Origin of the sequence: Paenibacillus sp. tmac-D7, from assembly GCF_006519665.1 — a bacterium.
In the GTDB taxonomy this organism is placed as follows: domain Bacteria; phylum Bacillota; class Bacilli; order Paenibacillales; family NBRC-103111; genus Paenibacillus_G; species Paenibacillus_G validus.
This window is the reverse complement of record NZ_VIDW01000002.1, coordinates 186,920-209,863: the sequence shown is the minus strand read 5'-3', so window position 1 is coordinate 209,863 and position 22,944 is coordinate 186,920. Positions and strand designations below refer to the sequence as shown.

The following is a 22,944-nucleotide window of genomic DNA, read 5'->3' as shown; positions in this document are numbered from 1 at the left end:
TAGGCAGGGATCTTACGATGAATATCGGATTAACCGGCGGCATCGCGTGCGGGAAAAGCACGGTGGCCGCCATGCTCGTCCGCCGCGGCGCACTGCTTGTCGATGCGGACCGCATCGCCCGTGAAGTGGTTGAGCCGGGCACGCCCGTGCTGGCGAAGGTCATTGAACGTTTCGGGGCTGATTTGCTGCAGGAGGACGGCTCGCTCAACCGCAAGAAGCTTGGCGAGCGTATCTTCGGCGACCCCGAGGCGCGCCGTGACTTGGAGGGTCTGCTGCATCCGTCCATTCGCGCAACGATGCGCGAGCGGATGCGGGCTTATGAGAATGAATTTCCGGACAGGCTGGTAGTCGTGGATATTCCGCTGCTGTACGAATCCGGCTTACAGTCGATGGTGGAGCGGGTCATGGTCGTGTACGTTCCGCGCGAAGTACAATTGATGCGGCTGATGGCCCGCGACGGGTTATCGCCGGAGCAAGCGGAGCAGCGGCTTCAATCGCAAATGCCGATTGAAGAGAAACGGCGACTGGCGGACATTGTCATCGATAATACAGGCTCGCTGGAAGAAACGGAAAAGCAAATCGAGGCGTTCTGGAAGGAAAGGGGGCTTACATGAAGTTTTGGCGCAAGAAGCGGGTATTCGCCATATTGCTGCTGACCTTTCTCATTTTTTTATTTTTGAGCAGCTCGTTCATCGGACGTCTATTGTACCCTATTCATTATGAAGACGACATTCGCCGGAACGCGTTTCAGTATGAGCTTGATCCGTTCTTGATTGCGGCAATCATTCGTGTTGAATCCAATTATAAGCCGGATACCGAATCGAATAAGGGAGCCTACGGCTTGATGCAGCTGATGCCCGACACTTCGAATTGGATTATCGAGAAAGCGCCGTTTGACACCGAGTATAAGAAAAAATTAGGCACCCCGGCGGTCAGCATCGAGCTCGGCTCGTGGTATTTGCACTGGATGGACAAACAATTCGGCGGAAATATGCATGCGATGATCGCGGGTTACAATGCGGGGCATGGCAAAGTCAGCCGATGGCTGCAGGAGAAGGCGTGGGACGGTACGTTACAGAACGCCAATCAAATTCCTTACGGTGAAACGAGACATTACATTCAACGCGTGATGTACTACTATAACAAATATCATAAACTGTACGGGGACGAATGGAGCCGGGGTTAGTCCCGACCTTTCAATGCAAAGAAGCATCGGACAGGCAGCCCTTGCGGGAGCCTTGTCCGACACTTCTTGCGTATTCCTCAAAACGTGTTATTATTTGAATTGACCGGCTAGTTGCTGCTCAGCGATTTGTACCAGGCGTCGTGTGATGTGACCACCGATTGCACCAGTATCACGAGTAGCCATGTTACCGTAGTAACCATCCTGAGGAATGGCGATACCCAGTTCCTGTGCTACTTCGTATTTCAGTTGATCCAACGCTGCATTTGCTTGAGGGACTACCAAAACGTTGCTGCTGCGGGATTGACCTGCACCCATGTCTGTTCACCTCCTTGTCGTTGGTAATCCTATTATGTGCGTAATGGCGATCTTCATGTGAGGAAGTCGCTGGAAACTTGAAAGGATGAAATTCGATGAAATGCCCTTATTGCGACTATCCCGGGACGAAAGTGCTTGACTCCCGCCCCGCTAATGAAAATAAATCGATACGCCGCCGCCGCGAATGCGAGAAATGTACGAAGCGCTTCACGACGTTCGAGATGGTGGAAGAGACTCCGTTGATCGTCATTAAGAAGGACGGCAGCCGGGAAGAATTCAGCCGGGAGAAAATGCTCCGCGGCCTTATCCGCGCTTGCGAGAAGCGTCCGGTTTCGGTCGAGCGTCTCGAGATGATCGTCTCCGAAGTCGAGAAGCAGGTGCGCAACACCGCCCACGCCGAAGTAGACAGCCGCGATATCGGCGAAATCGTCATGAGCGAGCTGTACCCCGTGGACGAAGTGGCCTACATTCGCTTTGCTTCCGTGTACCGACAATTCAAGGACATCAACATGTTCATGAAGGAGCTTAACGAGCTGCTCGGCAAGCATCATGTCGGCGGCGAAGGCGGGAAAAATTAATTAACGCAAAAGCGTTGACAAGCTTAGCTCCTCTGTGTTATTATCTTTTTTGTCGCCACACGGATCATTAGCTCAGCTGAGATTCCAAACTTGGCAAATGCACTACCTTAAAGTAAGTGATTGAATTAATTGGAAAATTTGGGGCCATAGCTCAGCTGGGAGAGCGCATCGCTGGCAGCGATGAGGTCAGGGGTTCGATCCCCCTTGGCTCCACCAATATCTATTAAATTAACGCAGCCAGAGCGGCTGCGTTTTTTGGTATGGCGGTAACTCCTGAAGAGTCGGTCTTCTTTTTCTACAGCGGAATAACCATCACACTGTGTTTATTTTCAAATTCTTGTAGGTAAGCCAGTGGATTTTTTCTGAACCTTCGGCGAAGGACGCTTTCTTTTAGTCGGTTATTCCAATGCTGTTTTTGTTGTTTGTAATTCTCATAAGAAACAAGACTTAGTCTGTCAGACAAGTCTTTCTGTCGCAGTGCATCGTCGACAAGCACAATATATTCGCCATTTCGAAGTATGTATTCATTCCAGCTACGACGACCTGTCATCCGACGATGACGCGTCTTCGTCTGTCGGAAAAAACGTTCATGGTCATTGTTTGTTCGTGAACAGAGGTCGAAAACCTCTGTTGTATGGTTATTCCGCTGTAGTTTTTTTTACTTATTTCCAACCTACATACCCTGATTTTTAAAGACTCATCAGTTTCTTTATCAGTTCAGTTTTTCCTTTTACTCCAGCTTTCTCATAAATCCTGCCCAAATGCTTTTTGACGGTGATTTCCGTCACATGAAGTTGTTCGGCCATCTCAGCGATCGAGGAACTGGTCATAGACGATAAGGCAATTTCACGTTCACGGGGAGTCAGGTTGAAAGTTCCCTTAGGTAGGGTTGGATTCAATGAGACCCCAGCTTTTTCAATGAGGCCCTTCACATAATTTTTTAGATTCATCCCGCGTAAATCGATTTTGTTCGATTTGCTCTGTTGCCAACACAAAGGAAACGACTTGTCCGTATTAGCGGCAACGTGCGGTAAAGAAGAGTCAGGCAGGTAGATTGCCTGGCATGACTTTTTTCTCGCCGACACGAGGGCACGTGCGCGGCGACAAAGGCAACCGTTATTATCTATCCTCATCGAAGCTTTAGAAGATGCCATGGTCTGGCGACCTGATGGCATCTTTCTGTCTAAGTTCCGCTCCATTTGCGGTATAATGGGAATAATCTGTTGTTGGTGTATGGAAAGGCGGTGAACGGGTTGAGTGTAGACCGGGAAGAACTGAAAAGAATGATCGATCAAATCCCCGAACAAGACGCAATCGAAGTTTATGATTTTATCGGGTATTTGAATATGAAACGGGAAAGAGCCGTTCTGGAACAATTGGATGTCGCATCGCTCGCGGAGGATGCTGATCTCATTCGATAAGTCGAGCAGAGCCGCGAAGATCGTGAACATGGGCGCATATACAGTAAAGAAGCGGGACTTGACTATTTGCGCAGCAAGGTCAAGGAATTTGAGCATGAACAAAACGTATAGCGTTTATTGGACGCAAACGGCTTTGGATGAACTCAGCAGAATTCTCGCCTATCCGCCGGACGTGAAGGAAAGAATTTATCTGGAATCGTTTAACGACTGCTATTTACACCAACTCTTACCGCCAAACCAATCCTGACAGGCAAATTGAAAGGACAATGGGCAAGGCTGGGGCTGTATCAAGTCATTCTCGTGTTTGAGGTTAACGAAGACGAAGCAGTCGTTTGGATAAATGGCATTAAACATAAAAGAGAGAATGTGTATCATGTCCCGTATGTCAATTCCTACAAGCTGCTTGTTAATCAGCATATTCCGTTCTTTACTTCAGTTACAAGTTATACCGCATTTGTTGAATACTGGAACTCAAAAGTTCATGATATGAGGTAACTGTCAATGATCACAGTACAATGTACAAAAAAGCTGGCAAGCGAACTGGGTGTTCCCTTGTTAATTGAGAAGCCGAAACATTCTAATCCACTGTATTGCTGGCATGCTCATTTATTTTCATTTAGTCGCCGAAAGTGTGTATTGGTTATGAATAACGAAACAAGATACAATTTTGTGATGTTTGGTTTGGTGAAGGTTGATTTTAAACGATTCGATGACTTGATCGTAAAGCAAATCTCCGACAATTTGCTTGCAGATGGAATGGAACAAGTATTGGTTGATAAATATTTACTAAATTGTGGAGATGTTAGTTATACCCCGACAAGCGACAGAAGCATAATTGGTCAAATCAACGAAATGATAATGGTCGCACAATACGAGATGGAAGGCAACATCGATGAGTATGGTGATCCGAAAATTGATCAAGTGAATCGCTTCTTGAACAGATTTGTTATCCTGAAATTACCGAAGCTATATTCGGGTGAAACCATGTATGATGCGTTGCAATATATAGATGTTGAATGATTAAATCTATCGTGTTTAAGCCAAACCTCCCTCAATCTTGCGATCCGGGGAACTTATAGCAATCGAGCAGTTCCAATACCGGATGGACGAACAGAATAAGGCGGGATTATGGGATTGGGAGGAAAAGCATAATTTCATTGTGAATCTGGAAAAAGGAAAGAATGTACCTACATAGGTTAAAGGTCGGTGCACAACTGGTATGTTCCTTGCTGGAATGCCAGTCACACCATTCCTGAGGGCGACTCCAAGGACAAATAAATCCGCTGCGGAAACAAGACGGCTCCAACGAGGCGGGCATCTTGCATAATATAGCTTTAGCGAATTTTCCACGATTTTGTTATTATGAAATGGAGGCCCCTGTGTTTGTGCAACACTTAAGTCGCCATCAAGGCCAAAGAATGGCGTTAATGACGACTGTGGGGAGAATCGAAGGTATAAATGCAGGTGTGGCGGTGGATCACTTCCAAATAAACTTAGAAGACCGCTCTCTTCATATTCGAATTTCACAAATCGTATATTTTGAAGGACCTTTAGCTTCTTATCGGTAAGAAATCGAGTGAGGCGCTTTGGCTTAAATCAGGCGTCTTTCTCAAAGTGAAGTCAGGTTATTATGGTCGTGGAGCTGATGGTACGAAACTTGGCAGAAGCGATCTGGCAGCGTTTATGTACAAACAGTTTCGCGATTCGATGTTCATTGGCAAAGCTCCCGTAATAAGCAGTTGATAGAGATGGATAAATCAAACCACTTCATCCGAAGTGGTTTTTGTTGTGCGTCGTGTCCAGAAACTGCAAACTCAATTTCGCCCGTCATATTTCCAGCCATTACCGATGACGGGCTGTTGCTGCCGGTCATCCAAGTTTGGACGATGAGGGTGACCCTGTGCCTGGTTGTAGTCCCGGTTCGAATAGGCTGGATGAGCCGCTTTTCCTTGGACCTGATTTGGCTTGCAATCGCTAGGCGGTCCGATGACAACTGTTTTTGTAATGGGTGCCAGCGTATCCTTCACTTTTGCTTCATTGAGGCAATACGTATGGGCAAACACACTCGCTGGCGTTAATCGCAACAGGTCGGATCCGCCAATGAATTCCGGAACTGGCGCATCGAATATGGCCAATAAATGCGTGTTGTCGACCGAAGCAATTTCATAATGCCACCATCCCTGAGGCACATTAGCCACTTGGCCCGGCTGGATTGGAAAATTAAGAAGCTCTTTCGTAAACGGATTAATCAAGGAGACAACAGCCGCGCCTGAAATACAGTATACCAATTCTGAAGCATTTTGATGGATGTGGGGCTCGATTACGTTATCCTTGCTAAGATAAATGTCCAGCAGGGACACATTTCCTAATGTGTTTAGCTGGTTGATGGAAAGAAAATTAATAAAATTCCGGCTATCCTTTTTGAAAAATGGGTTGTTGTTTAAATCATACGAAAACTGTACGGATGGTGAAGAAAAGTCCATATAAGAAACCGCCACTTTATTCCCCGCCCTTCATTTAATCATTAGGCTTTTGACTTATGGGTTATCTTATGTATCTTCCCGGATGAAAGTGCACCGTTTATTATATTTGAAGGTATTCGCCATGTTTAGGCCGTGCAGCTAAATGACGCCAGCTGTCCTTTGAATTTAGTATATAATGAGGAAAATACATATCATTCACGCTTCACATTGAATTGACCGAAGCCAAGAGAGGATTAAGTCCATTGACGCTACAACAGTTGAAATATGTGATTGAGGTTGCCAATCGCGGATCAATGAATGAGGCAGCAAAGCGGTTGTTTATATCCCAGCCGAGTCTTTCCAACGCCATAAAGGATCTGGAGGAAGAAATTCATATTACGATTTTCGAACGCACCAATAAAGGCATCTCCCTTTCCAAGGAGGGGGCCGAATTTCTCGGCTACGCCCGACAGGTGATTGAGCAGGCGGAGCTGCTGGAAAGCCGGTATTTGAACGCCAAGCCTTCGCCTCAGCATTTTTCGGTATCTACGCAGCATTATGCTTTTGCGGTGAATGCTTTTGTACATTTGGTTCGTGAATATGGTCAGGATGAATATGAACTAGCATTGCGGGAGACCAAAACGCATGAAATTATCCAGGATGTCAAAACCCAGCGCAGTGAAATGGGGATACTGTATCTCAATGAGTTCAATGGCAAGGTCATTAACAGATTGCTGAAAGACGCTAACCTGAAATTTACCAGCTTGTTTACGGCAAAGCCGCATATATTTATCAGCGTTCATAATCCCCTGGCTAAGCAGTCTATCGTAACCGTCGATCAGCTTCAGGACTATCCTTACCTGTCCTTCGAACAGGGGGAGTATAATTCGTTTCATTTTTCCGAGGAAATTCTAAGCACGCTATCGCATAGTAAGAGCATTCGCGTCAATGACAGGGCAACGCTCTTCAATTTGTTGATTGGTTTGAACGGATATACGATTTCTACAGGAGTGCTCAGTGCCGACTTGAACGGCAATGAGATTATTCCTGTCCCCCTGGCGTGTGAGGAAACGATCAATGTCGGATGGATCAGCCATAAAGATGCTGCGCTCTCCAAGCTCGCCTTGGCTTATATTGAAGCGCTACATCAGGCCATTATCGAGTAATGGGTTGGCTATAGCTTTAAGCTATAACCAGTTATAGTTAATTGGACTTACGGTATAACTAACCATATGTGCTATCTTTCTTATAGCAAATAGAATTATACAGCTAAAGGAGATAGACCGAATGAGCATAGTGATTGAAAGTGCCAAACAAAGAACCGCAACCCCTTTTAGACATGATATGGTCGGCAGCTTCCTGCGTCCGCATGCGCTCAAGGAGGCCAGAATCCAATTTCAGAACAACGAGATTTCCGCTGACGTGTTGAAAAAGATTGAAGATCAGGAAATCATCAAGCTGGTGAAGAAGCAAAAATCGGTAGGGCTTCAAGCGGTGACGGATGGCGAATTCAGACGCTCCTGGTGGCATCTTGATTTTATGTGGGGCCTGGATGGAGTGGAAAAGGCGAACCTAGAAAAAGGCTATCCATTTCAAGGCATGGAGACGAGAGCGGAAACTGCACGTCTGTACGGGAAAATCGGATTTTCCTACCATCCGTTCGTAGAGCATTTCAAATTCTTGAAGGATGTCGCCGGCTCTGATGTCATCGCTCGCCAGACCATTCCGGCTCCCGCACAATTCCTGGCGGAGCTTCAGCGTCCGGAGAACAAGGCGAGCACGGATGCTTTTTACAGCAGCACGGAAGATTTGGCAGCTGATATTGCGAAGACCTATAAAGCTGCGATTCTGGCCTTTTATGAGGCCGGCTGCCGCAGCCTGCAATTAGATGATTGCACGTGGGGGATGCTCTGTGACAAGAACTATTGGGATTCCAGACAGCAGGAAGGAGTTAACGTTTCGGAAATTGCGCAGTTGTACGCCCGTGTCAATGAAGAAGCGATTGCCGGCCTGCCTGACGATCTGATCATTACCACCCACGTCTGCCGGGGCAATTATCACTCCACCTGGGCATCCTCGGGCGGTTATGAGCCTGTCGCGGAAACTCTGTTTGGAATCGATAACATAGACGCCTACTACCTGGAATTTGATACGGATCGCGCGGGGGACTTTGCGCCGCTGCGATATTTGAAAAACCAGCAGGTTGTGCTGGGACTCCATTCCTCCAAAGTTGGAGAGCTTGAGGATCGGGAGGTCATCATCAGTCGTATCAGGGAAGCTGCGCAATATGTAGATATCAATCACATTTGCCTTAGCCCTCAATGCGGATTTGCTTCCACAGAAGAAGGAAATCTTCTGACGGAAGAGCAGCAGTGGAACAAGCTTGCCTTGATCAAGGAGATTGCGGATGAAATTTGGAAGTAATCCACGAATTATTTTCCATTTAGTAGGTGAGTTTGACTAACCGTCTTGAGGAGCGCATCGCTGGCAGCGATGAGGTCACAACAGAATAAGGGGCATTAGCTCAGTTGGGAGAGCGTTGCACTGGCAGTGCAAAGGTCAGAGGTTCGAACCCGCTATGCTCCACCAAAATGCCGATAAACCCTTGATACATAAGGGTTTTTTCTTTTTTTCTGATCGGCTTCTGAGGTCGTTAATGTGTGTAGAGATGACTTTCTGAATCTTAATGGTCGCTTCAGAGTTCACTAATAAAGTGGCCGTGGTCACATCTGTGGTCACAAAACAATTTTATTGGTTGATGTGGTCACAATGGTCACAAACCCGTGAAAACGACAAAAAGTTTCGTTCCGCATGACGCTCGCCATACAGTACAAAACTTTTTGGTTAAAGCATATTTTCTTTTCCGAACAGCATGTCGCCGTACTTCTGAGCGGTTTCTTTGTGGATGCTTGGCAATACATGACTGTAAGTATCGAGGGTAATTCTGATATCGGAGTGTCCTAGAATTTCCTTTACGATCTTGGGGTTTATCCCTTCCTTTAACATCAGCGTTGCAACCGTATGCCGGAGGTCATGAAATCTGATCTTCGGAACTTCGGCTTTTTTGATGATTGAATAAAAGCTTCTCAGCAAATTTCTTGGAATGACTGGCGTTCCATTGCTCGTACATACTACAAGGTTAAAATCTTTGTACAACGGCCCGCAGGCCAGTTTTTCTTTTGCAATGATCCGCTTATGTTTTTTCAACTCATTCCCTCCCGTCATCGTGGAAGCCTCTCACCTTCCATGCTAGTGTCCTCGCTGTCATGCACAATGCCACAAAAAAAGAAAAAGGACTGCCGTCCGCAGTATAACAGCAGAAAGCAGTCCATATGCAACCGGGTGGGGCATGAAACGGCAGACCCCCCCTTATTAAAAAAGCAGGGTGGTGCCTCCGAAAAATGTATGCAATTTTTCCCCTATATGGCCGATTAAACCAACCTCTAATGTAACCGTCAACGTTTCTTGCGGTCAATTGTGTTCAGGAATTCCCGGGCCACATTAATCACAAAGTCTACTTCATCAACTTGACGCCCACTCAGTAGAGCGTTCAAATACTCGATCTTGGTGCGGATTTCATCACTGCCAAAATGCATCGGTAGCTCTTCTATATCCTCAAACAGTTTAGCGGGTTTTACACCCAATGCACTGATGATTTTGCCCAACGAATCCAGCGATATATTACGAGTGCCTCGTTCCACGTCACTTATATAGCTGAAGCTAAGACCGAATCGCTCCGCCAGCCGCTCTTGCGTCATGCCTTTGAGCTTCCGTATCTTGCGGATTTGCTCACCTACTATATGGATAAACTCTGCCATGCCATCACCTCTACATCAGATTAGTAGAGTGAAAGCAAGACTTTTATCCTATCATAGTGACACTTAATATCTTAACTTATAAGTGTAATTCGTTGTATAATAGGCCTATCTGGCTATTGCCAAGATTCTACAATTTTCATCAGAGAGAGGGAGGGCATCACCAATAGAAAAATAGAGAAAATCCTGATTTCATCAAAAGTCACTATTTTCAAAGACAATCAAAGGAGGAGAAAGAGCCCTATGTCAGTGAAGAAAATTACATCTTTACTCGTCACAGCAATATTAGTGTTCAGCTTGTTCGGAACGGCATCGGCGGCACTGCCTGGGTATGGTGAGGAATTGCAGAATGCACCGTCCAATACGCCGACCATCACCTTTACAGACGTGCCGACTACGCATTGGGCAAGCAAATACATAAGTGAAATGGCGTCCCGTAAAGTTCTCGAAGGCTACCCGGACGGTAAGTTCAGGCCGGAAAATCAGGTATCCCGAGCCGAATTCGCAACAATCATTGTCAAAGCATCGGGTCTACAGGCGAAGAAAGTAAACTATTCTTCATTTTCGGATGTCAAAACGACGGACTGGTACTCTCCATTCATTGAGGCTGTTAAAGATTACATGACGGGCTATCGCACCGCCGACGGTAGCTACATCTTTAACCCGACTGCACCTGCATTACGCGAAGATATCACGGTTGCACTTGTGAAGCTCAAAGGATATGACGTTTCCCGCCTTGCGAACCAGAGTATCATTGAGGCCATGTTCCAAGACTACGCAGGTATCTCGGAAGCCGCAAAGGATTACGTCGCTGTCGCTGTCGAAAATGGGCTGGTATCCGGCTATCAGGACGAAACATTCCGTCCGCAGGCTTCGATTACCCGAGCTGAGGCGGCAACGCTTCTCTGGCGGGCTTATCAGTACGGTAATGATAACAAAGGCGTAGGTGGCGGAAACCAAACGACCCCAGCAACGCCTACGCCACCGGCAACAAATCCGACAACACCAAGCCAGCCGCAACAACCATCTCAAGCGGCAAAATTTAGCGTGGATACCTTGGTTGGCGGGATTGGCCAAGGGGATACGGACGGGCCTGTAAGCATAGCTAAAATCAATGCTGTTAATAGCATGGTTGTTGATAAGAACAACAATATTTACTTCTTGGACAAAGATAAGAAAAAAGTGCGTAAATTCAACAATTCTAACGGCACCGTAGAGACTTTTAAGGCCATAGACAGCACCTTTAACTGGGGAAATTCTTCCGACGGAAAGACTGTTACGAACTATCTGTTTAACTATATGACCCCAATGAAGCTCGCCTACAATGTGGCGAATGACAGTGTTTACTTGGGGATTAAATATGCATCAAGTCCAAATTACGCTTCGCTTCTTTATCAACTTACACCTAACGTTCAAGTATCGGTTTATGGCATACCAAAAAGGGTTGCAACAGGCACCTTCGACTTCATCAGCTTTAGTAATCAAGGAGTAATTTTCAGCGGCTCCAATCGGAACTATAACGACCATTATGACGCTGTTATTTATAGCGGACAATTGGGGGGGCAAGCGGACGAAATTGCATCAACAACTGACAATACGTGGGTTCGCTATATAGGCGGTCGATATAAATACTCACCCTTAGTAGATGCTATCGCCCTCGATAATCAAGTTTATGTATTCGATGGTAACGAAGGTACTCTTTCAAAAATCCAGTTGTTCCCGAGAAAACTAGATACAATTGTTACGCAAGACAGTATTTCCTTTGATGCAGTAGCGGCTTACAATGGCAAGTTTTACGCATCCAGCGGTGCAACGATCTATGAAGTCAGTCTTGATGGCAGATTGACCACCTTCATTGACGGCAAAGACCTGACTTATAAAGATGGCAATCCGATCAAGAAAATCAGTCAATTGAGTTTCGACAGTAAGGGGAACGTCATCGTCTACGACGACGACAACAAAGCAATCCGCCGAATCAATCTGTAAACTTCATAATCAATTCAGGGGAGCCGCCGTGCTCCCTCTATTTACATCGACACTCCAAGCGAAAGAAGGTGTATTCCTTGGCATTATTGTTAAAAATCATCGGTGCTGTTTCCCAAGTCTCCAGCATTGTATATATCATTACCGCGATCATCAAGAAGAAAAAAGGGCATGTCCGAATCGGATTTATCATTTTGGTTGTAGCTTGCATTTTGCTTATTATTGCGACTCGCATGGAAGATAGCCTTCGAGCAGGGTACCGCTAAGCAGAAGGTGGAACAAAGAGAGCATGGAAGCAATCGCGGCTCCGCAATTGTCCGTCTGCTTGAATACCATAGTTATCATCACAAGGTTGCCTGTCCAACAGCTTCGACTGAGCGATGAAGGTGGATATGCGTTCGGCGGAGGGGATAAGTCTCTCCGCATTTTTTATTGTAAAAACAACATGGCCGAAAGGCGGGATTTGGGTGGATAAATTCTTCGAAATATTTTTAGGTGAAGCCTTTAAGTATGGGTTGAAGAAGCTGTTTGGAGTCAAGGAGGAACGGAGTTCAGATACCGCTGGCAGTCTCGGATGTTTGATGATAATGTTGATGGCTGTGCTATATCCTATCGGCATTTACTGGCTGAAGCCGCGGCTAACAACAGGCTCGTTTTGGTACGAGCATATCTATACTTGGCCGCTGTATATCATCGGGTTATGGCTTTCATTGTACATTCTTCGGTTTATTTTTTACTGTCTAAGGGTAGCTCCGTTCTATACTTTGCTGTTAGCCGGAATCATCTGGTTTGGGTGGTACGCCCATAAAAGAGGATGGATGTAGACGCTACTACAAGTTCACCGTTAATACTGAATATAACTTCACGATCCGATTCAAAACGAATTCGGCTTTTATTATGCCATTGCTACGTTACAAATCTTCAATATTTACGATATATAGAATATTGATTTACCGACATCAACCCATCATCGGCTGAAACGTGAGCTATGGATTGATTTCATCGGGATTTATGCCCGCGTTAAGAGGTACCGGCCCGGAAATTTATCAATCTGCCGATTCTATTCCCAATTCACGTTACATAACCCGGTTCAGATAGATATATTGAAGAAAACAGGAACAAAGACCTAAATTCTGGTAAAATCAAACATATCGAATGCGAGATGCTCATCATGGTCAGAAGGTACGAATAAAGGTAATTTCCAACTTTCCTTCGTGGATTAAAGAGATTGACCAACTGTGCATCTGCCCACAAGCATTCTCCTCTTATAAAATAAAAGGCACGCAAAGCATATAAAATTGGAGAACACGAATGCTGAAGGCGTAAAGATGCTGCGATCATATATTGAATTCGCAATGAATGGGCCCGATGCAATACTTAATGAACTGACATATTCCGATACGGTTAACGTTGACTCCCCTTTTGAAGATTCTGTGTATGATTTCTTAGTAAAAAATGGATTTATGGTCGCTACTCAAGTTGGTTGCTCCGGATATAGAATCGATCTTGCCGTCAAACACCCTACGTTAAGCGGCAGATTCGTCCTTGGGATAGAATGTGATGGAGCTACCTACCACTCAGCTAGAACTGCTAGAGAACGCGATAGGCTGCGTCAAACGATCGTAGAGGATATCGGTTGGAAAATATATCGCATATGGTCCACTGACTGGATTAAAGATCCTTTAACAGAAGGTCGGAAATTACTAGATGCTGTCAACAAAGCCATAAGCGAGTACACGGAAAGCAACGTTAATTCTGGAGCGATGCATAAGCTTCAAGATGCACTACTACAGCAAACGATTGATATCGAGGTTATAGAGTCTCCCGCGGCTCTTGATGAGTCCTCTTACGATAACCCCTATTCGTTTGATTATTACGAAGAAGCGAATATCTATGAGGTTAAACGGCCAGCAAATGATGCGACATACTTAAAAAATGTAATAAATTATGTTGTACAATTGCCTCTCCTTTGTTTTTTTCACTAGAATTCATTGTGGTTGATTGCGAAATTTCTTTACAGTGTCAACTTGGCGATAGATGATTAGGATAATATGTCTCTGTCGCGGAATCAGAAGAAAAAAATCAAGTTGTCTTTCCCGTTGATTTAAGTTCTATAATTCTTCGATAGTATTGCTTAAAAAACCTCCAATCCTTACCATTTGAAAATCGTTTTCTGTGGTCAATACTTTGGTCATAAAAATACCTAAAAACAGCCGGAAACATGGGGATACATAAGAACAGGAAGACACCCGAAAAACCTTATGGGAGTAGGCTTCCGGGCATCTTAAGAAACATACGATAGTACATCCGAAGACAAGGGGATATATTTTTAGTTTACCATATCAAGTGATACGGTGAGTCTTATCATTAGTTTACAACCGTTATTACGAATAACCTTCCGAACTCCTGGGATATGAATCACTGTTCAGTCGAACAAAGTCCCGTCCGTTAAAACAATAAATGCCGAAAACCATGTAGCGTATAGCGGCTTTCGACAATTGTGATTGCTTGTCATTACTGAAGGGTTATCAGTTTTTCAATTTCGTCCTTGGTAAGCCCGGTGGACGAAGCAATAACCGCTACATCGACGCCCGAATCAAGCAAGTTTTTGGCGATTTCTATGGCCTTCTTACGTTCCCCCTCGGCCTTGGCTCCCTCGATCATCGATGCCTCGTCATGAAGATATTTCTGCCGGGCTTCATACAATCGACGAGCCTCTGCATCTTGGCTCAGAAACTCTAAGGTCGTCATCGCTTTCTTCAACATCGGCTCATTCATCATCAGCACCTCCCAAGTCGATTTGTCCACGCCTTTTAGAAACAATAGCCAGTTGATCAAACCGCCTTCAACCGGAACGCTTGAAGCATCAAGCTTAGGCAATTCCAAGAAATGAATCTCGAGATCATCAGTAAGCGGGATGGAAGATCGTTGCTCGCGTAAATGAAAGACGTTATGGTATTGTTCATTCGGCAGATAAGTAAAATCGAGAATATTGATTGTAACGCACTTCTTCAATTCCCGATAAGGCTGGCCTTCTACAAGCTGATCCGAGTACATCTTGCTCCAGTAGTATAGAGTGCGTTTGTCAATGTCGTAGCGGTTAAATAGCTGGATTTCGATGTTAATGAGCTTGCCGTCAATTGTCCGGGCTTTAATATCAAGGATGGATTGTTTAGCTTGCGGAGCGTCTTTTTCCGTGTATGGGTTCATTAAAATGATGTCCGTTAACGGTGGCTCATTGGTTTCCATAAACGTCCGGTTCAGGAAAGCCAGCAAAATATCCTTGTTCTCTTCGCTACCGAAGATGCGTTTGAATACAAAGTCATTACGCGGATCAAGCAGACGGTCACCCATTTTGAAATCATCTCCAATCGTTATCATTATTATACCACGAACGCGAATGTTCAGTAATGAGTAATAGCTGTCGGCCTTGAATTCGCACTTCAAGTGTGGTCACAGCCTTGGTCACAAAACCCTCGATAACAGTCGGAAACACGAGGGTACACGAAAACAGGGCGATGCCCGAAAACCCTTATAGGAGTAGGCTTCCGGGCATCTTGAGATACGCGAGGACAGTACATCTCCACGCTAGCAGCGATGAGGTCAAGGGACGAACCCCTGGGGCGTCCGCGAGCGCGGAGCAGTGAACCTGAGGTCCCCGCAAAGTTGTTGGCGTATACACCGAAGCGTGGTCATCACTTTGTGGGGCTAAACCAGGATCACGGCATTGAAAATACGCTGCTGTAATCGTCCGTATGCCCGCTACCCTATAGCTGCATCAATGAGCGGCTCCAGCATGGTCGACATGCTTCAGATGCTTCCGATTAAGCGTAATGAACAGTACGGAAATCATGACAAATCCTGCACCAACAATGAACGGTACATGCGGATTGAAGACCTCAGCCAGTTTACCCGCCAAATACGGGGCCGCAGCTCCTCCAAGGAAGCGCAGAAAGCTGTAAGCAGCCGACGCCGTGGAGCGTTCGACAGGGGCCGCATTCATCACGGCTGTCGTAATCAAAGTATTGTTATTACCTAATAACGCACCGGCAAAAATAACAGAGGCAATGATGACCCATTGCGTCGATGTCCAAATGCCCATCGTCAACAGGACCAGACCAAACAAGAACAGCATCGCGCACATGGATGTAACGGTTCCGAACCTTTGCTGCAGCTTTGGTGCCATGAAAACAGAGGTGATAGCCAGCAACAAGCCCCATCCTAAAAATACGTAGCCAAGACCATGCTCATCCAAGCCCATGACAAAAGGCGCGTAAGCTAATAAGGTGAAGAACCCGAAGTTGTACAGGCAAGCCGCTATGCCGAATACGACAAGGGAACGGTGCTTCAATGCTCGGAAAGGATCGAGCAAAGAAGTTTTGTGTTTGGTAGTATTAGTCATTTTGGATTTCGGCATCATAATAAGAAGACTGAAAAAGGCAACCAACATCAGCGTGGCGACTCCCAAGAACGGTCCTCGCCATGAAATGGCGCCCAGTTCTCCGCCCAGCAGGGGTCCAACCGAAATTCCAAGTCCTATCGCCGCTTCATACAGTATGATAGCTTTTGCAGTACCGGAATTTGAAAGGGACACAATAGCCGTTAAAGCAGTTGCGACAAAAAGCGCATTACCAAGTCCCCAGCCCCCTCGAAGCCCGATAAGATTCCAAATCCCGTTGGATAACCCTCCGAGCGCTGAAAATAAGGCAATAATAACAATGCCGGTAATCAGCGTCCACTTGATCCCGAGCCTTGACGAAATAGCACCGGTAATTAACATCGCAACCGCCATGACGGCATTGTAGCTGGTGAATAGCAAGGTGACTTCGCTCTGCGAGGCGTGCAATTGTTTGGCGATTGCGGGTAAAATCGGATCAACAAGCCCAAGCCCCATGAAAGCGATGATACAAGCGAAAAATACGGCCCACACCGAACGAGGCTGTTTAAGAAGACTTGTCTCTGCAATGGTTGCTTCTTGGGATATGGTCGACATTTATGGTCACTCCTAACCTCATTTATTTTTCCTAAAGGAAATGGTTTTCTCCTAAATGCAGCTATCTAATTCTAGAATTTCGATCCGTTAACAAGTTGTATGATGAAACTTTATAATTGTATTATGCAACTATATAGGATGTCAATACGACCTTTAAGTCGGGTGTCGTCATTTCAAAAATAATTGGTGTTATGTTACTATGGTTTCAATTGAAATGATGTTCGCAGTGAGGGGGTACAGAAATGAAGGAACAGTCGCTGGAAACGATTGAATTTGAATTGGCGGTCTTGGTTCGTCATATCACATCAATAGCATCCAATAAAAAAAACTGGACTCTCGACCGGTCTGCGTATCTTTTACTGCACCAAATTTTCGCCCATGGTTCCGCTGGAGTTAAAGCTCTGGCTGATGAATTCCGTTTGGATATTTCAACGGTCAGCAGGCAGGCTGCAGCTTTGGAGCAGAAAGGATATGTGTGCAGAATTCCCGATCCGCTGGATGGCAGGGCTTTCTCCTTTCAGATTACGGATTTGGGAAAAAAGGAATTAGTCGAAAACAAACAGGAACGGTTGGCTAGGGTAACGGATAAGCTGCAGGACTGGTCGGATGAAGAATGTCAAAGGTTTGGACAATTGTTAAGAAAGTTTAATCGTACGTTCAAGTAGGCCATAATCCGGCCATCCGGATTAAACAATGGTGGTGGGATCATTTGGAGTAGTGTAAGTGACTATAGCGGGAGAGCGCATCGCTAGCAGCGATGAGGTCAGGGGTTCGATCCCCCTGGGCTCCATCTTAAACGGAAAGCGCCGGGGAGTTAGGGCGTTTTTTTGTTTTTTTGCATACGACAGATTTATATAAATTAGCAATCGATAAGAAATCGTTTCATTTGTTTCATGCTAGTATTATTTGGAACAGGTTTTTGTTTATATGTCGATGTCACTAGATGGCAGATGTGCTGGACACGCAAAAATTAATGTTAAGGAGGGGATCATAGAGAAAAGTAGTCGCGGGTGGTAAGCGGCGATATTGCGGAGGAGATTTCCCTCCTGAAGCAAGCCTGGCAATGCCTCAAGCGATGAATCTGAAGCTTCGTGCATGAAATTTAACTTAGAGGTGATAGATTATGGGAGTTCAAGCAGATCAAGTTTTTGTTAATTTACCGGTCAAAGATCTGAATACATCCATCGACTTTTTTACTAAAATAGGTTTTGAATTTAACGCCCAATATACCGATGAAAATGCAACGTGTATGGTTATCAATGAAAATACATTTGTCATGTTGCTGGTTGAAGATTTTTTTAAGACGTTTACCAAAAAAGAAATTCCGGATGCAGCAAAACATACAGAAGTGATTGTGGCATTGTCTGTTGAAAGCAGGGGGAAAGTTGATGAGATTGTAAATAAGGCTCTGGCAGCGGGCGGTAAGCCTAATGATCCGATTGACCATGGCTTTATGTATGTATGGAGCTTTCAGGATATAGACGGTCATCTATGGGAATTGTTTTATATGGAAGCAAGCGCAGCAGATAAAGCTTAAGATTGAAAAATCACAGCTTGTCATGGATGATTATCCATAAGTAGGAGATGCCCGGAAAAAGGGCATCTTTTATTTTTTTGATGGTGTAGTTGTTTCAAATACTTCAAATATATGGTATCATTGTTGCGAACGTTTGTTCTCTTGAATTTGGAGAATCGAACGGAATAATTGTTCGAACCAGCGTGCGCAAGCACAAAGTATATGGACGGAAAGAAGGTTGAGCACGAAGGTGACGGACCGGTATTCAGAAATAGATGAAGTGATCGCCTATATTCATCAACATATCTATGATCCGCTTCCGCTTTCCCGATTGGCCCAATACGCAGGCTATAGTCCATATCATTTCACGCGCATTTTTAAAGAAAGAATCGGCCTTTCCCCCCTATATTATGTTTCATCCCTCCGATTGCAAAAGGCAAAAGATTTGTTGTTGCGCACGAATCTGACTGTTCGCGATATCGCATTGGAGATCGGGCAGCAGAGTCTGGGAACCTTCACCACCCGATTTACCGAACGGGTGGGGGTGACGCCATCCGAATTTCGGAACTCGACGCTGCAAGCGGGCAACCACTTGTGTTCATTGCAGATGCTTAGCGATTGGCGTATGTCGAGCCCTGCTGTAACTGCACACAACCAAATTAGAGGGACGGTTCAAGCGGAAATTCCTTTTGAGGGAGTTATTCTTATTGGTTTGTTTGCCAAACCGATTCCTGAAGGGCTGCCTTTATACGGAACGCTGCTTTCTTCTTTAGGAGATTTTTGCTTTATGAACGTCACACCGGGCACTTATTATCTGATGGCTACATCAGTCTCTTGGGGAATGTGCGCCATGGATATTCTGCTTCCGTACACCACCTTACGCACCAGATCGAAAGAGCCGCTCCTGGTCAATCCTTTTTTATCCGTTCCGCATCAGCAAGTGACACTCCACGTTCCCCGGCTGGACGACCCTCCCATCCTGATATCTCTACCGATTTTGATGAATCGTTTCCTGAGCAGGGTTTTGCAAAATAGCCATCGCTAAGAGCCGCCTGTTGCTTCTGTCCCAAGTTCCTCACTTGCCGAATGAGGCCGAACAGGTTGAAGTTTCAGCAGTGATTACATAGAGGGCAGGATGTAGCCGAAGAGGTGGTATTTGAGTTCAGTGAACGTTGCAATAGCAGCGGTGCCTAGATATTGAAGGTGATAGACAAATAGTCATTTCGAGGATTAGCAGGAATTTCTTGATAATGAATCGAAATCTGTTACATCTAATCACATCGTTATTGCGGGGGCGGCTACATGAGACATTCAAGTTCTTTTGATAGACCAGGCGCTATAAATGAGAGATGGAAGCAAATTTGCTACGCTAGTCCTACTGGTATCGGCGTATGCCATCTCGATGGCCGCTTTGTTAGCGTTAACCCTGCCTTTTGTCGGATGACCGGCCATCACGAAGAAGAACTGTTGACTATGGGCTGGCATCAGCTTGCGTGGTCGCCGGATGTTTCCGTCCTCCAGATGGATGTAGGGCGGTTATTAGAAGGAAGCATCACTACTTGCGCTTCGGAACAACGCTTAACCGATCCGCAAGGACATGAACACTGGTATGGGCTGCAGATGGAGTTCATGTACGATGCATCCAACCAACCCGAGTTTCTCCTTATTCATATGCAGGACATTTCGTTGTACAAAAGCATGGAGCAGCGCTATCATTCGCTGCTTTACTATAATCCGGCGGCGATGATCAGGATCAACACATCCTGTGAGATCGAGGATGCCAATCCGGCTGCCGAACAAGTAAGCGGGTACACCTTAGAAGAAGCGTTAGGACGCAGCTTGGACGATTTCGTGCTTGCCAAGAATGAAACTATCGTCACGATCCAGCACAAAGGCGGCCACGCGGTGAACCTGGAGATCAAAGTCGTACCCATTATGATGGATGAGCGGACCACCGGCTATCATGTTATAGGCAGAGAACTGACGAGTTTGGAACAAGTAGAGGAATCGTTACGCTCGAAGGAACAGGAGCTTCAGGAGATTATTACGAAGCAGCAGGGAATGACGTTTAAATGCAAGGAAATCGACGGCCGGTTTATCCACACGATGTGCGCGGGGGAATTGGTGTATCGTGCGGGGCATACGCCGGAGCAAATTATCGGTCATGAGCTGCGAGATTTCTTACCTGCCGAAACGGCTCTTCGTAAAGAACAGTATTACCGGCGAGCCTGGCAAGGGGAAGAACATGTGCTGTATGAAGGCTATGCAGGAAACGGAGTCACTTATCTGGCTTCCCTGAAGCCGATCAAACGGAACGGCCAAGTAGTCGAGGTGATCGCTTCATGCGTCGACATATCGGAGAAGAAGAAGGCGGAAGAAGAGCTTCGCAGGACGAAGGAGCTGCTGGAGTCATTTGTTCAGCACACGTCGGATGCTATTGATCTGGTTGATTTGGAGGGGAAGGTCCTCTGGGTGAACCCGGCGTTCGAAACCGTATATGGTTGGACGCTGGAAGAGCTTCGGGATCGGAAATTACCCGTCTTTCCGGAGAATACGGCCAGCGAAGAGGAGAATTCTCTGAAGAAGATTACTTTATTCGGGCAATCTGCGACAGGGCTCGGGACCGTACGGAAACGGAAGGACGGACGCTTGATCGATATCGATCTTACTGTTTCTCCATTAAGGGATAACGACGGGGAAATTATTGCTTATTCCGCTATTTCCCGGGATATTACGGAGCGGAAGAAGACGGAAGAGCTGTTAAGAAAGTCCGATAAACTCGGCGTCGTCGGCCAGCTTGCTGCGGGACTCGCCCACGAAATACGCAACCCGCTCACCGCTTTACGAGGGTTTCTGCAGGTGATGAGAAGCGGGCAAGGAGGTAAAAGCGAATATTACGGCATCATGATGGAAGAGCTCGATCGGATCAATTTTATCGTGAGCGAGCTGCTGCTCATTGCGAAGCCGGAGAAGCATAATCCGAAGCAGGCACAAGTGAACGTCATTCTTCAAGGTGTCGCCACACTGCTTGAGTCACAGGCGTTAATGAACAACGTAACCATAGTCACCCGGATTGCGGAGGGGCTTCCGCCGATTGTATGCTCTCCCGTCCAAATCAAGCAGGTCTTCATTAACCTAGTTAGTTGCTCCTGAAAAAGTCCAATTTTAAAAATGGTCTCGGGGAGCCGAGTGGTTTTGTGGATGTCGGTTCCCCCGGATTTCTATTTCTACCTTAGTTTTGAAGCATTTTTGCTGCTCTTTGCAGATTGTGGGTCAGGATTCCGAAGCCGACCCAGCATTTTGAGCCAGCAAAGCCCCGGTACCTGCTGCGGTTCAAACCGTACTTGCGCTTGAGAAGACTAATCTTCGCTTCTCCGGCTGCACGGTAACGCTGCAAGTCCTTAAACCATTTTTCGTTTTCGTACTCCGTGCGGGCAATGCCTTTCTTGCCCTTTCGCGGCAAGCTGGCTCGCTTTACACCAAGTTCAGTAATGGCTGCTTCATTCTTCTTGCTTGAGAAGCCGCGGTCGGTGGCTACGGCCTGCGGTGCTTTGCCGAACTGCTTGATATGTGCTTCTATGGCGGGAACAAGCAATTCGTCATCAGAGGGATTTCCCTCATAGACGGCGTAACCGGTGACGAAGCCGCTTTCCGTCTCGTCGATTCGCACCTTGTATCCGAACTCCGTGCCTTTGGCTAGCTTGCCCTTCTTGATCGGCCTGGCTTCGGGGTCAAAGAAGCTGACGATACGATCGGCGATGATACGATTGCCGGAGACGACCTGTCTGGCTTGTTCCAGCAGTTTCCCGGTAAGCTCGACCGCCGCCGACAGTTTTGCTTTGCTTTGCTGAACGGCCGTTTTGCCCTTGTCTTGCAGTTTTTCTACGACGCTTTGTGCACCCTTTACGACGCTGTCGGTTACTTCGATTACGCTTTGCGTAATCTTGTCAACTTCTTCCCACGATTCCCGTGTGCGACGCCGCAGTACTTTGGCGATGGACAGAATCTTTTCTTTAACTTCAGCCGTACGATCTTCAAAGCCTTGAACGGCGTGGGAAGCGACCTTGCGGATTTTCTGAATCATTCGCGTGATGACCTTCACACCATCCTGCAATAGCGTAGCATCTGTCGGGTGATGAATGTCGGATTCCACGACAGTCGTGTCTGTACGGAATTTACGGGTTTTCAGAATCGCTTTTTCTTCACACTGTTTGATAAGCGCAGCGTTGATGTCCTGGGCGATTTTATCGCCGTAGCGTTTGCGGGCATAGATGAGCGTGGACGGATCCGGCATCTTCTCATCGATGGCAATACGGCAGAACATTCGCCAGGTGATGCTGTCGCCAACTTCCTTCACGAGCGACTCGTAGCCCAAATTATATTTGTGTTTCAAGACCATAAGACGGATGTACTTCTCGATCGCCAGCGTAGGGCGACCGCTCTTCTTGCCTTTCGGATGCAGCTTCGCGAATGGTTGAAGAAATTTTTCGTCGTCCAGCAAGCGATCGATGATGGCAAGTTCGGCCGGCAGCGTTCTAACAGCTTCCGGAAGAATCGCATCCCACATCGTTATTTGCTCGTCACGAAGTTTCAACATTTTCATCACCTCAAGGAAGGATTCCCGAGGCTCTGCGTTGAACTCCTTAAACAAAGGAATTCTTCCCTCGGGGATGGA

The 22,944-nt window shown here is 46.3% G+C and carries 23 protein-coding genes and 2 tRNA genes; 17 read left to right on the top strand and 8 right to left on the bottom strand.

Annotated features, from left to right (window positions below; translation table 11 throughout):
- Window positions 1-17: 17 nt before the first annotated feature.
- Window positions 18-614 carry a dephospho-CoA kinase gene (coaE, locus tag FKP33_RS02550; RefSeq protein ID WP_054797453.1) on the top strand — a complete coding sequence of 199 codons (597 nt, stop codon included), beginning with the start codon at window positions 18-20 and terminating at the stop codon, window positions 612-614.
- Window positions 611-1,186, top strand: a complete 576-nt coding sequence (locus FKP33_RS02545; RefSeq protein ID WP_127608725.1) for a lytic transglycosylase domain-containing protein — start codon at window positions 611-613, stop codon at window positions 1,184-1,186. Before coaE ends, FKP33_RS02545 begins: the two co-directional genes overlap by 4 nt.
- Before the next feature lie 90 nt (window positions 1,187-1,276).
- Here FKP33_RS02545 and FKP33_RS02540 read toward each other — a convergent pair whose 3' ends face one another.
- The gene (locus FKP33_RS02540; RefSeq protein ID WP_054797454.1) at window positions 1,277-1,501 is read right to left on the bottom strand and encodes an alpha/beta-type small acid-soluble spore protein; all 225 of its coding nucleotides are present in this window, start codon (window positions 1,499-1,501) and stop codon (window positions 1,277-1,279) included.
- Window positions 1,502-1,596: 95 nt separating this feature from the next.
- Here FKP33_RS02540 and nrdR point away from each other — a divergent pair, with 95 nt between their 5' ends.
- Window positions 1,597-2,079, top strand: coding sequence for a transcriptional regulator NrdR (gene nrdR / locus FKP33_RS02535; protein WP_054797455.1), 483 nt, complete (start codon window positions 1,597-1,599; stop codon window positions 2,077-2,079).
- Window positions 2,080-2,219: 140 nt separating this feature from the next.
- Window positions 2,220-2,295: transfer RNA gene (locus FKP33_RS02530), tRNA-Ala, on the top strand.
- 473 nt (window positions 2,296-2,768) lie between these two features.
- On the opposite strand, the gene FKP33_RS02520 is transcribed toward FKP33_RS02530, so the two are convergent.
- The gene (locus FKP33_RS02520) at window positions 2,769-3,233 is read right to left on the bottom strand and encodes a helix-turn-helix transcriptional regulator (protein WP_181410026.1); all 465 of its coding nucleotides are present in this window, start codon (window positions 3,231-3,233) and stop codon (window positions 2,769-2,771) included.
- Window positions 3,234-3,332: 99 nt separating this feature from the next.
- On the opposite strand from FKP33_RS02520, the gene FKP33_RS27570 reads away from it, so the two are divergent.
- The 3 genes from FKP33_RS27570 to FKP33_RS02500 all read left to right on the top strand — a co-directional run bounded on the left by FKP33_RS27570 (window position 3,333) and on the right by FKP33_RS02500 (window position 5,068).
- Complete coding sequence (locus FKP33_RS27570) at window positions 3,333-3,500, top strand: DUF2281 domain-containing protein (RefSeq protein ID WP_258313359.1); 168 nt, start codon at window positions 3,333-3,335, stop codon at window positions 3,498-3,500.
- A 501-nt stretch (window positions 3,501-4,001) separates the two neighbouring features.
- Entirely contained in the window at window positions 4,002-4,520 is a 519-nt protein-coding gene (locus tag FKP33_RS02505) for a DUF6933 domain-containing protein (RefSeq protein ID WP_236595974.1), read from the top strand.
- A 347-nt stretch (window positions 4,521-4,867) separates the two neighbouring features.
- Window positions 4,868-5,068: a DUF2642 domain-containing protein gene (locus FKP33_RS02500; protein ID WP_141333891.1), complete on the top strand. Its 201-nt coding sequence runs from the start codon at window positions 4,868-4,870 to the stop codon at window positions 5,066-5,068.
- A 246-nt stretch (window positions 5,069-5,314) separates the two neighbouring features.
- On the opposite strand, the gene FKP33_RS02495 is transcribed toward FKP33_RS02500, so the two are convergent.
- Window positions 5,315-5,998, bottom strand: coding sequence for a cupin domain-containing protein (locus tag FKP33_RS02495; protein ID WP_141333862.1), 684 nt, complete (start codon window positions 5,996-5,998; stop codon window positions 5,315-5,317).
- A gap of 227 nt (window positions 5,999-6,225) precedes the next feature.
- Between FKP33_RS02495 and FKP33_RS02490 the strand changes: the two genes are divergently transcribed.
- From FKP33_RS02490 to FKP33_RS02480, 3 genes are all read left to right on the top strand, one after another.
- Window positions 6,226-7,128 carry a LysR family transcriptional regulator gene (locus tag FKP33_RS02490; RefSeq protein WP_054796549.1) on the top strand — a complete coding sequence of 301 codons (903 nt, stop codon included), beginning with the start codon at window positions 6,226-6,228 and terminating at the stop codon, window positions 7,126-7,128.
- A gap of 121 nt (window positions 7,129-7,249) precedes the next feature.
- A complete protein-coding gene (locus FKP33_RS02485) occupies window positions 7,250-8,386 on the top strand; it encodes a 5-methyltetrahydropteroyltriglutamate--homocysteine S-methyltransferase (protein ID WP_141333861.1) in 1,137 nt (378 codons plus the stop codon).
- A gap of 89 nt (window positions 8,387-8,475) precedes the next feature.
- A tRNA-Ala gene (locus FKP33_RS02480) sits at window positions 8,476-8,551 on the top strand.
- Window positions 8,552-8,806: 255 nt separating this feature from the next.
- Here FKP33_RS02480 and FKP33_RS02475 read toward each other — a convergent pair.
- Window positions 8,807-9,169, bottom strand: a complete 363-nt coding sequence (locus tag FKP33_RS02475; protein ID WP_230876339.1) for a tyrosine-type recombinase/integrase — start codon at window positions 9,167-9,169, stop codon at window positions 8,807-8,809.
- Window positions 9,170-9,417: 248 nt separating this feature from the next.
- The gene (locus tag FKP33_RS02470; RefSeq protein WP_141333859.1) at window positions 9,418-9,780 is read right to left on the bottom strand and encodes a helix-turn-helix domain-containing protein; all 363 of its coding nucleotides are present in this window, start codon (window positions 9,778-9,780) and stop codon (window positions 9,418-9,420) included.
- 240 nt (window positions 9,781-10,020) lie between these two features.
- Here FKP33_RS02470 and FKP33_RS02465 point away from each other — a divergent pair, with 240 nt between their 5' ends.
- From FKP33_RS02465 to FKP33_RS02455, 3 genes are all read left to right on the top strand, one after another.
- A complete protein-coding gene (locus FKP33_RS02465) occupies window positions 10,021-11,763 on the top strand; it encodes an S-layer homology domain-containing protein (RefSeq protein WP_141333858.1) in 1,743 nt (580 codons plus the stop codon).
- 77 nt (window positions 11,764-11,840) lie between these two features.
- Window positions 11,841-12,026, top strand: a complete 186-nt coding sequence (locus tag FKP33_RS02460; protein ID WP_141333857.1) for a hypothetical protein — start codon at window positions 11,841-11,843, stop codon at window positions 12,024-12,026.
- A gap of 1,062 nt (window positions 12,027-13,088) precedes the next feature.
- Complete coding sequence (locus FKP33_RS02455) at window positions 13,089-13,745, top strand: hypothetical protein (protein ID WP_258313358.1); 657 nt, start codon at window positions 13,089-13,091, stop codon at window positions 13,743-13,745.
- A 529-nt stretch (window positions 13,746-14,274) separates the two neighbouring features.
- Here the strand turns inward: FKP33_RS02455 and FKP33_RS02450 are convergent.
- Together FKP33_RS02450 and FKP33_RS02445 are read right to left on the bottom strand one after the other, a co-directional pair.
- On the bottom strand, window positions 14,275-15,114 hold the full coding sequence (locus FKP33_RS02450; protein WP_141333856.1) for an Rpn family recombination-promoting nuclease/putative transposase: 840 nt from the start codon (window positions 15,112-15,114) through the stop codon (window positions 14,275-14,277).
- 424 nt (window positions 15,115-15,538) lie between these two features.
- Window positions 15,539-16,753: an MFS transporter gene (locus FKP33_RS02445; protein ID WP_054799624.1), complete on the bottom strand. Its 1,215-nt coding sequence runs from the start codon at window positions 16,751-16,753 to the stop codon at window positions 15,539-15,541.
- Between the two features lie 242 nt (window positions 16,754-16,995).
- Between FKP33_RS02445 and FKP33_RS02440 the strand changes: the two genes are divergently transcribed.
- The 4 genes from FKP33_RS02440 (at window position 16,996) to FKP33_RS02425 (ending at window position 21,422) form a co-directional block, all read left to right on the top strand.
- Window positions 16,996-17,418 carry a MarR family winged helix-turn-helix transcriptional regulator gene (locus FKP33_RS02440; protein WP_127608719.1) on the top strand — a complete coding sequence of 141 codons (423 nt, stop codon included), beginning with the start codon at window positions 16,996-16,998 and terminating at the stop codon, window positions 17,416-17,418.
- 458 nt (window positions 17,419-17,876) lie between these two features.
- Window positions 17,877-18,290, top strand: a complete 414-nt coding sequence (locus FKP33_RS02435) for a VOC family protein (RefSeq protein ID WP_127608718.1) — start codon at window positions 17,877-17,879, stop codon at window positions 18,288-18,290.
- Window positions 18,291-18,519: 229 nt separating this feature from the next.
- Entirely contained in the window at window positions 18,520-19,314 is a 795-nt protein-coding gene (locus FKP33_RS02430) for a helix-turn-helix domain-containing protein (protein ID WP_141333890.1), read from the top strand.
- A gap of 257 nt (window positions 19,315-19,571) precedes the next feature.
- Complete coding sequence (locus FKP33_RS02425; RefSeq protein ID WP_141333855.1) at window positions 19,572-21,422, top strand: PAS domain S-box protein; 1,851 nt, start codon at window positions 19,572-19,574, stop codon at window positions 21,420-21,422.
- A gap of 79 nt (window positions 21,423-21,501) precedes the next feature.
- Here FKP33_RS02425 and FKP33_RS02420 read toward each other — a convergent pair whose 3' ends face one another.
- Window positions 21,502-22,866, bottom strand: coding sequence for an ISNCY family transposase (locus FKP33_RS02420; protein WP_074730150.1), 1,365 nt, complete (start codon window positions 22,864-22,866; stop codon window positions 21,502-21,504).
- Between the last annotated feature and the right edge of the window lie 78 nt (window positions 22,867-22,944).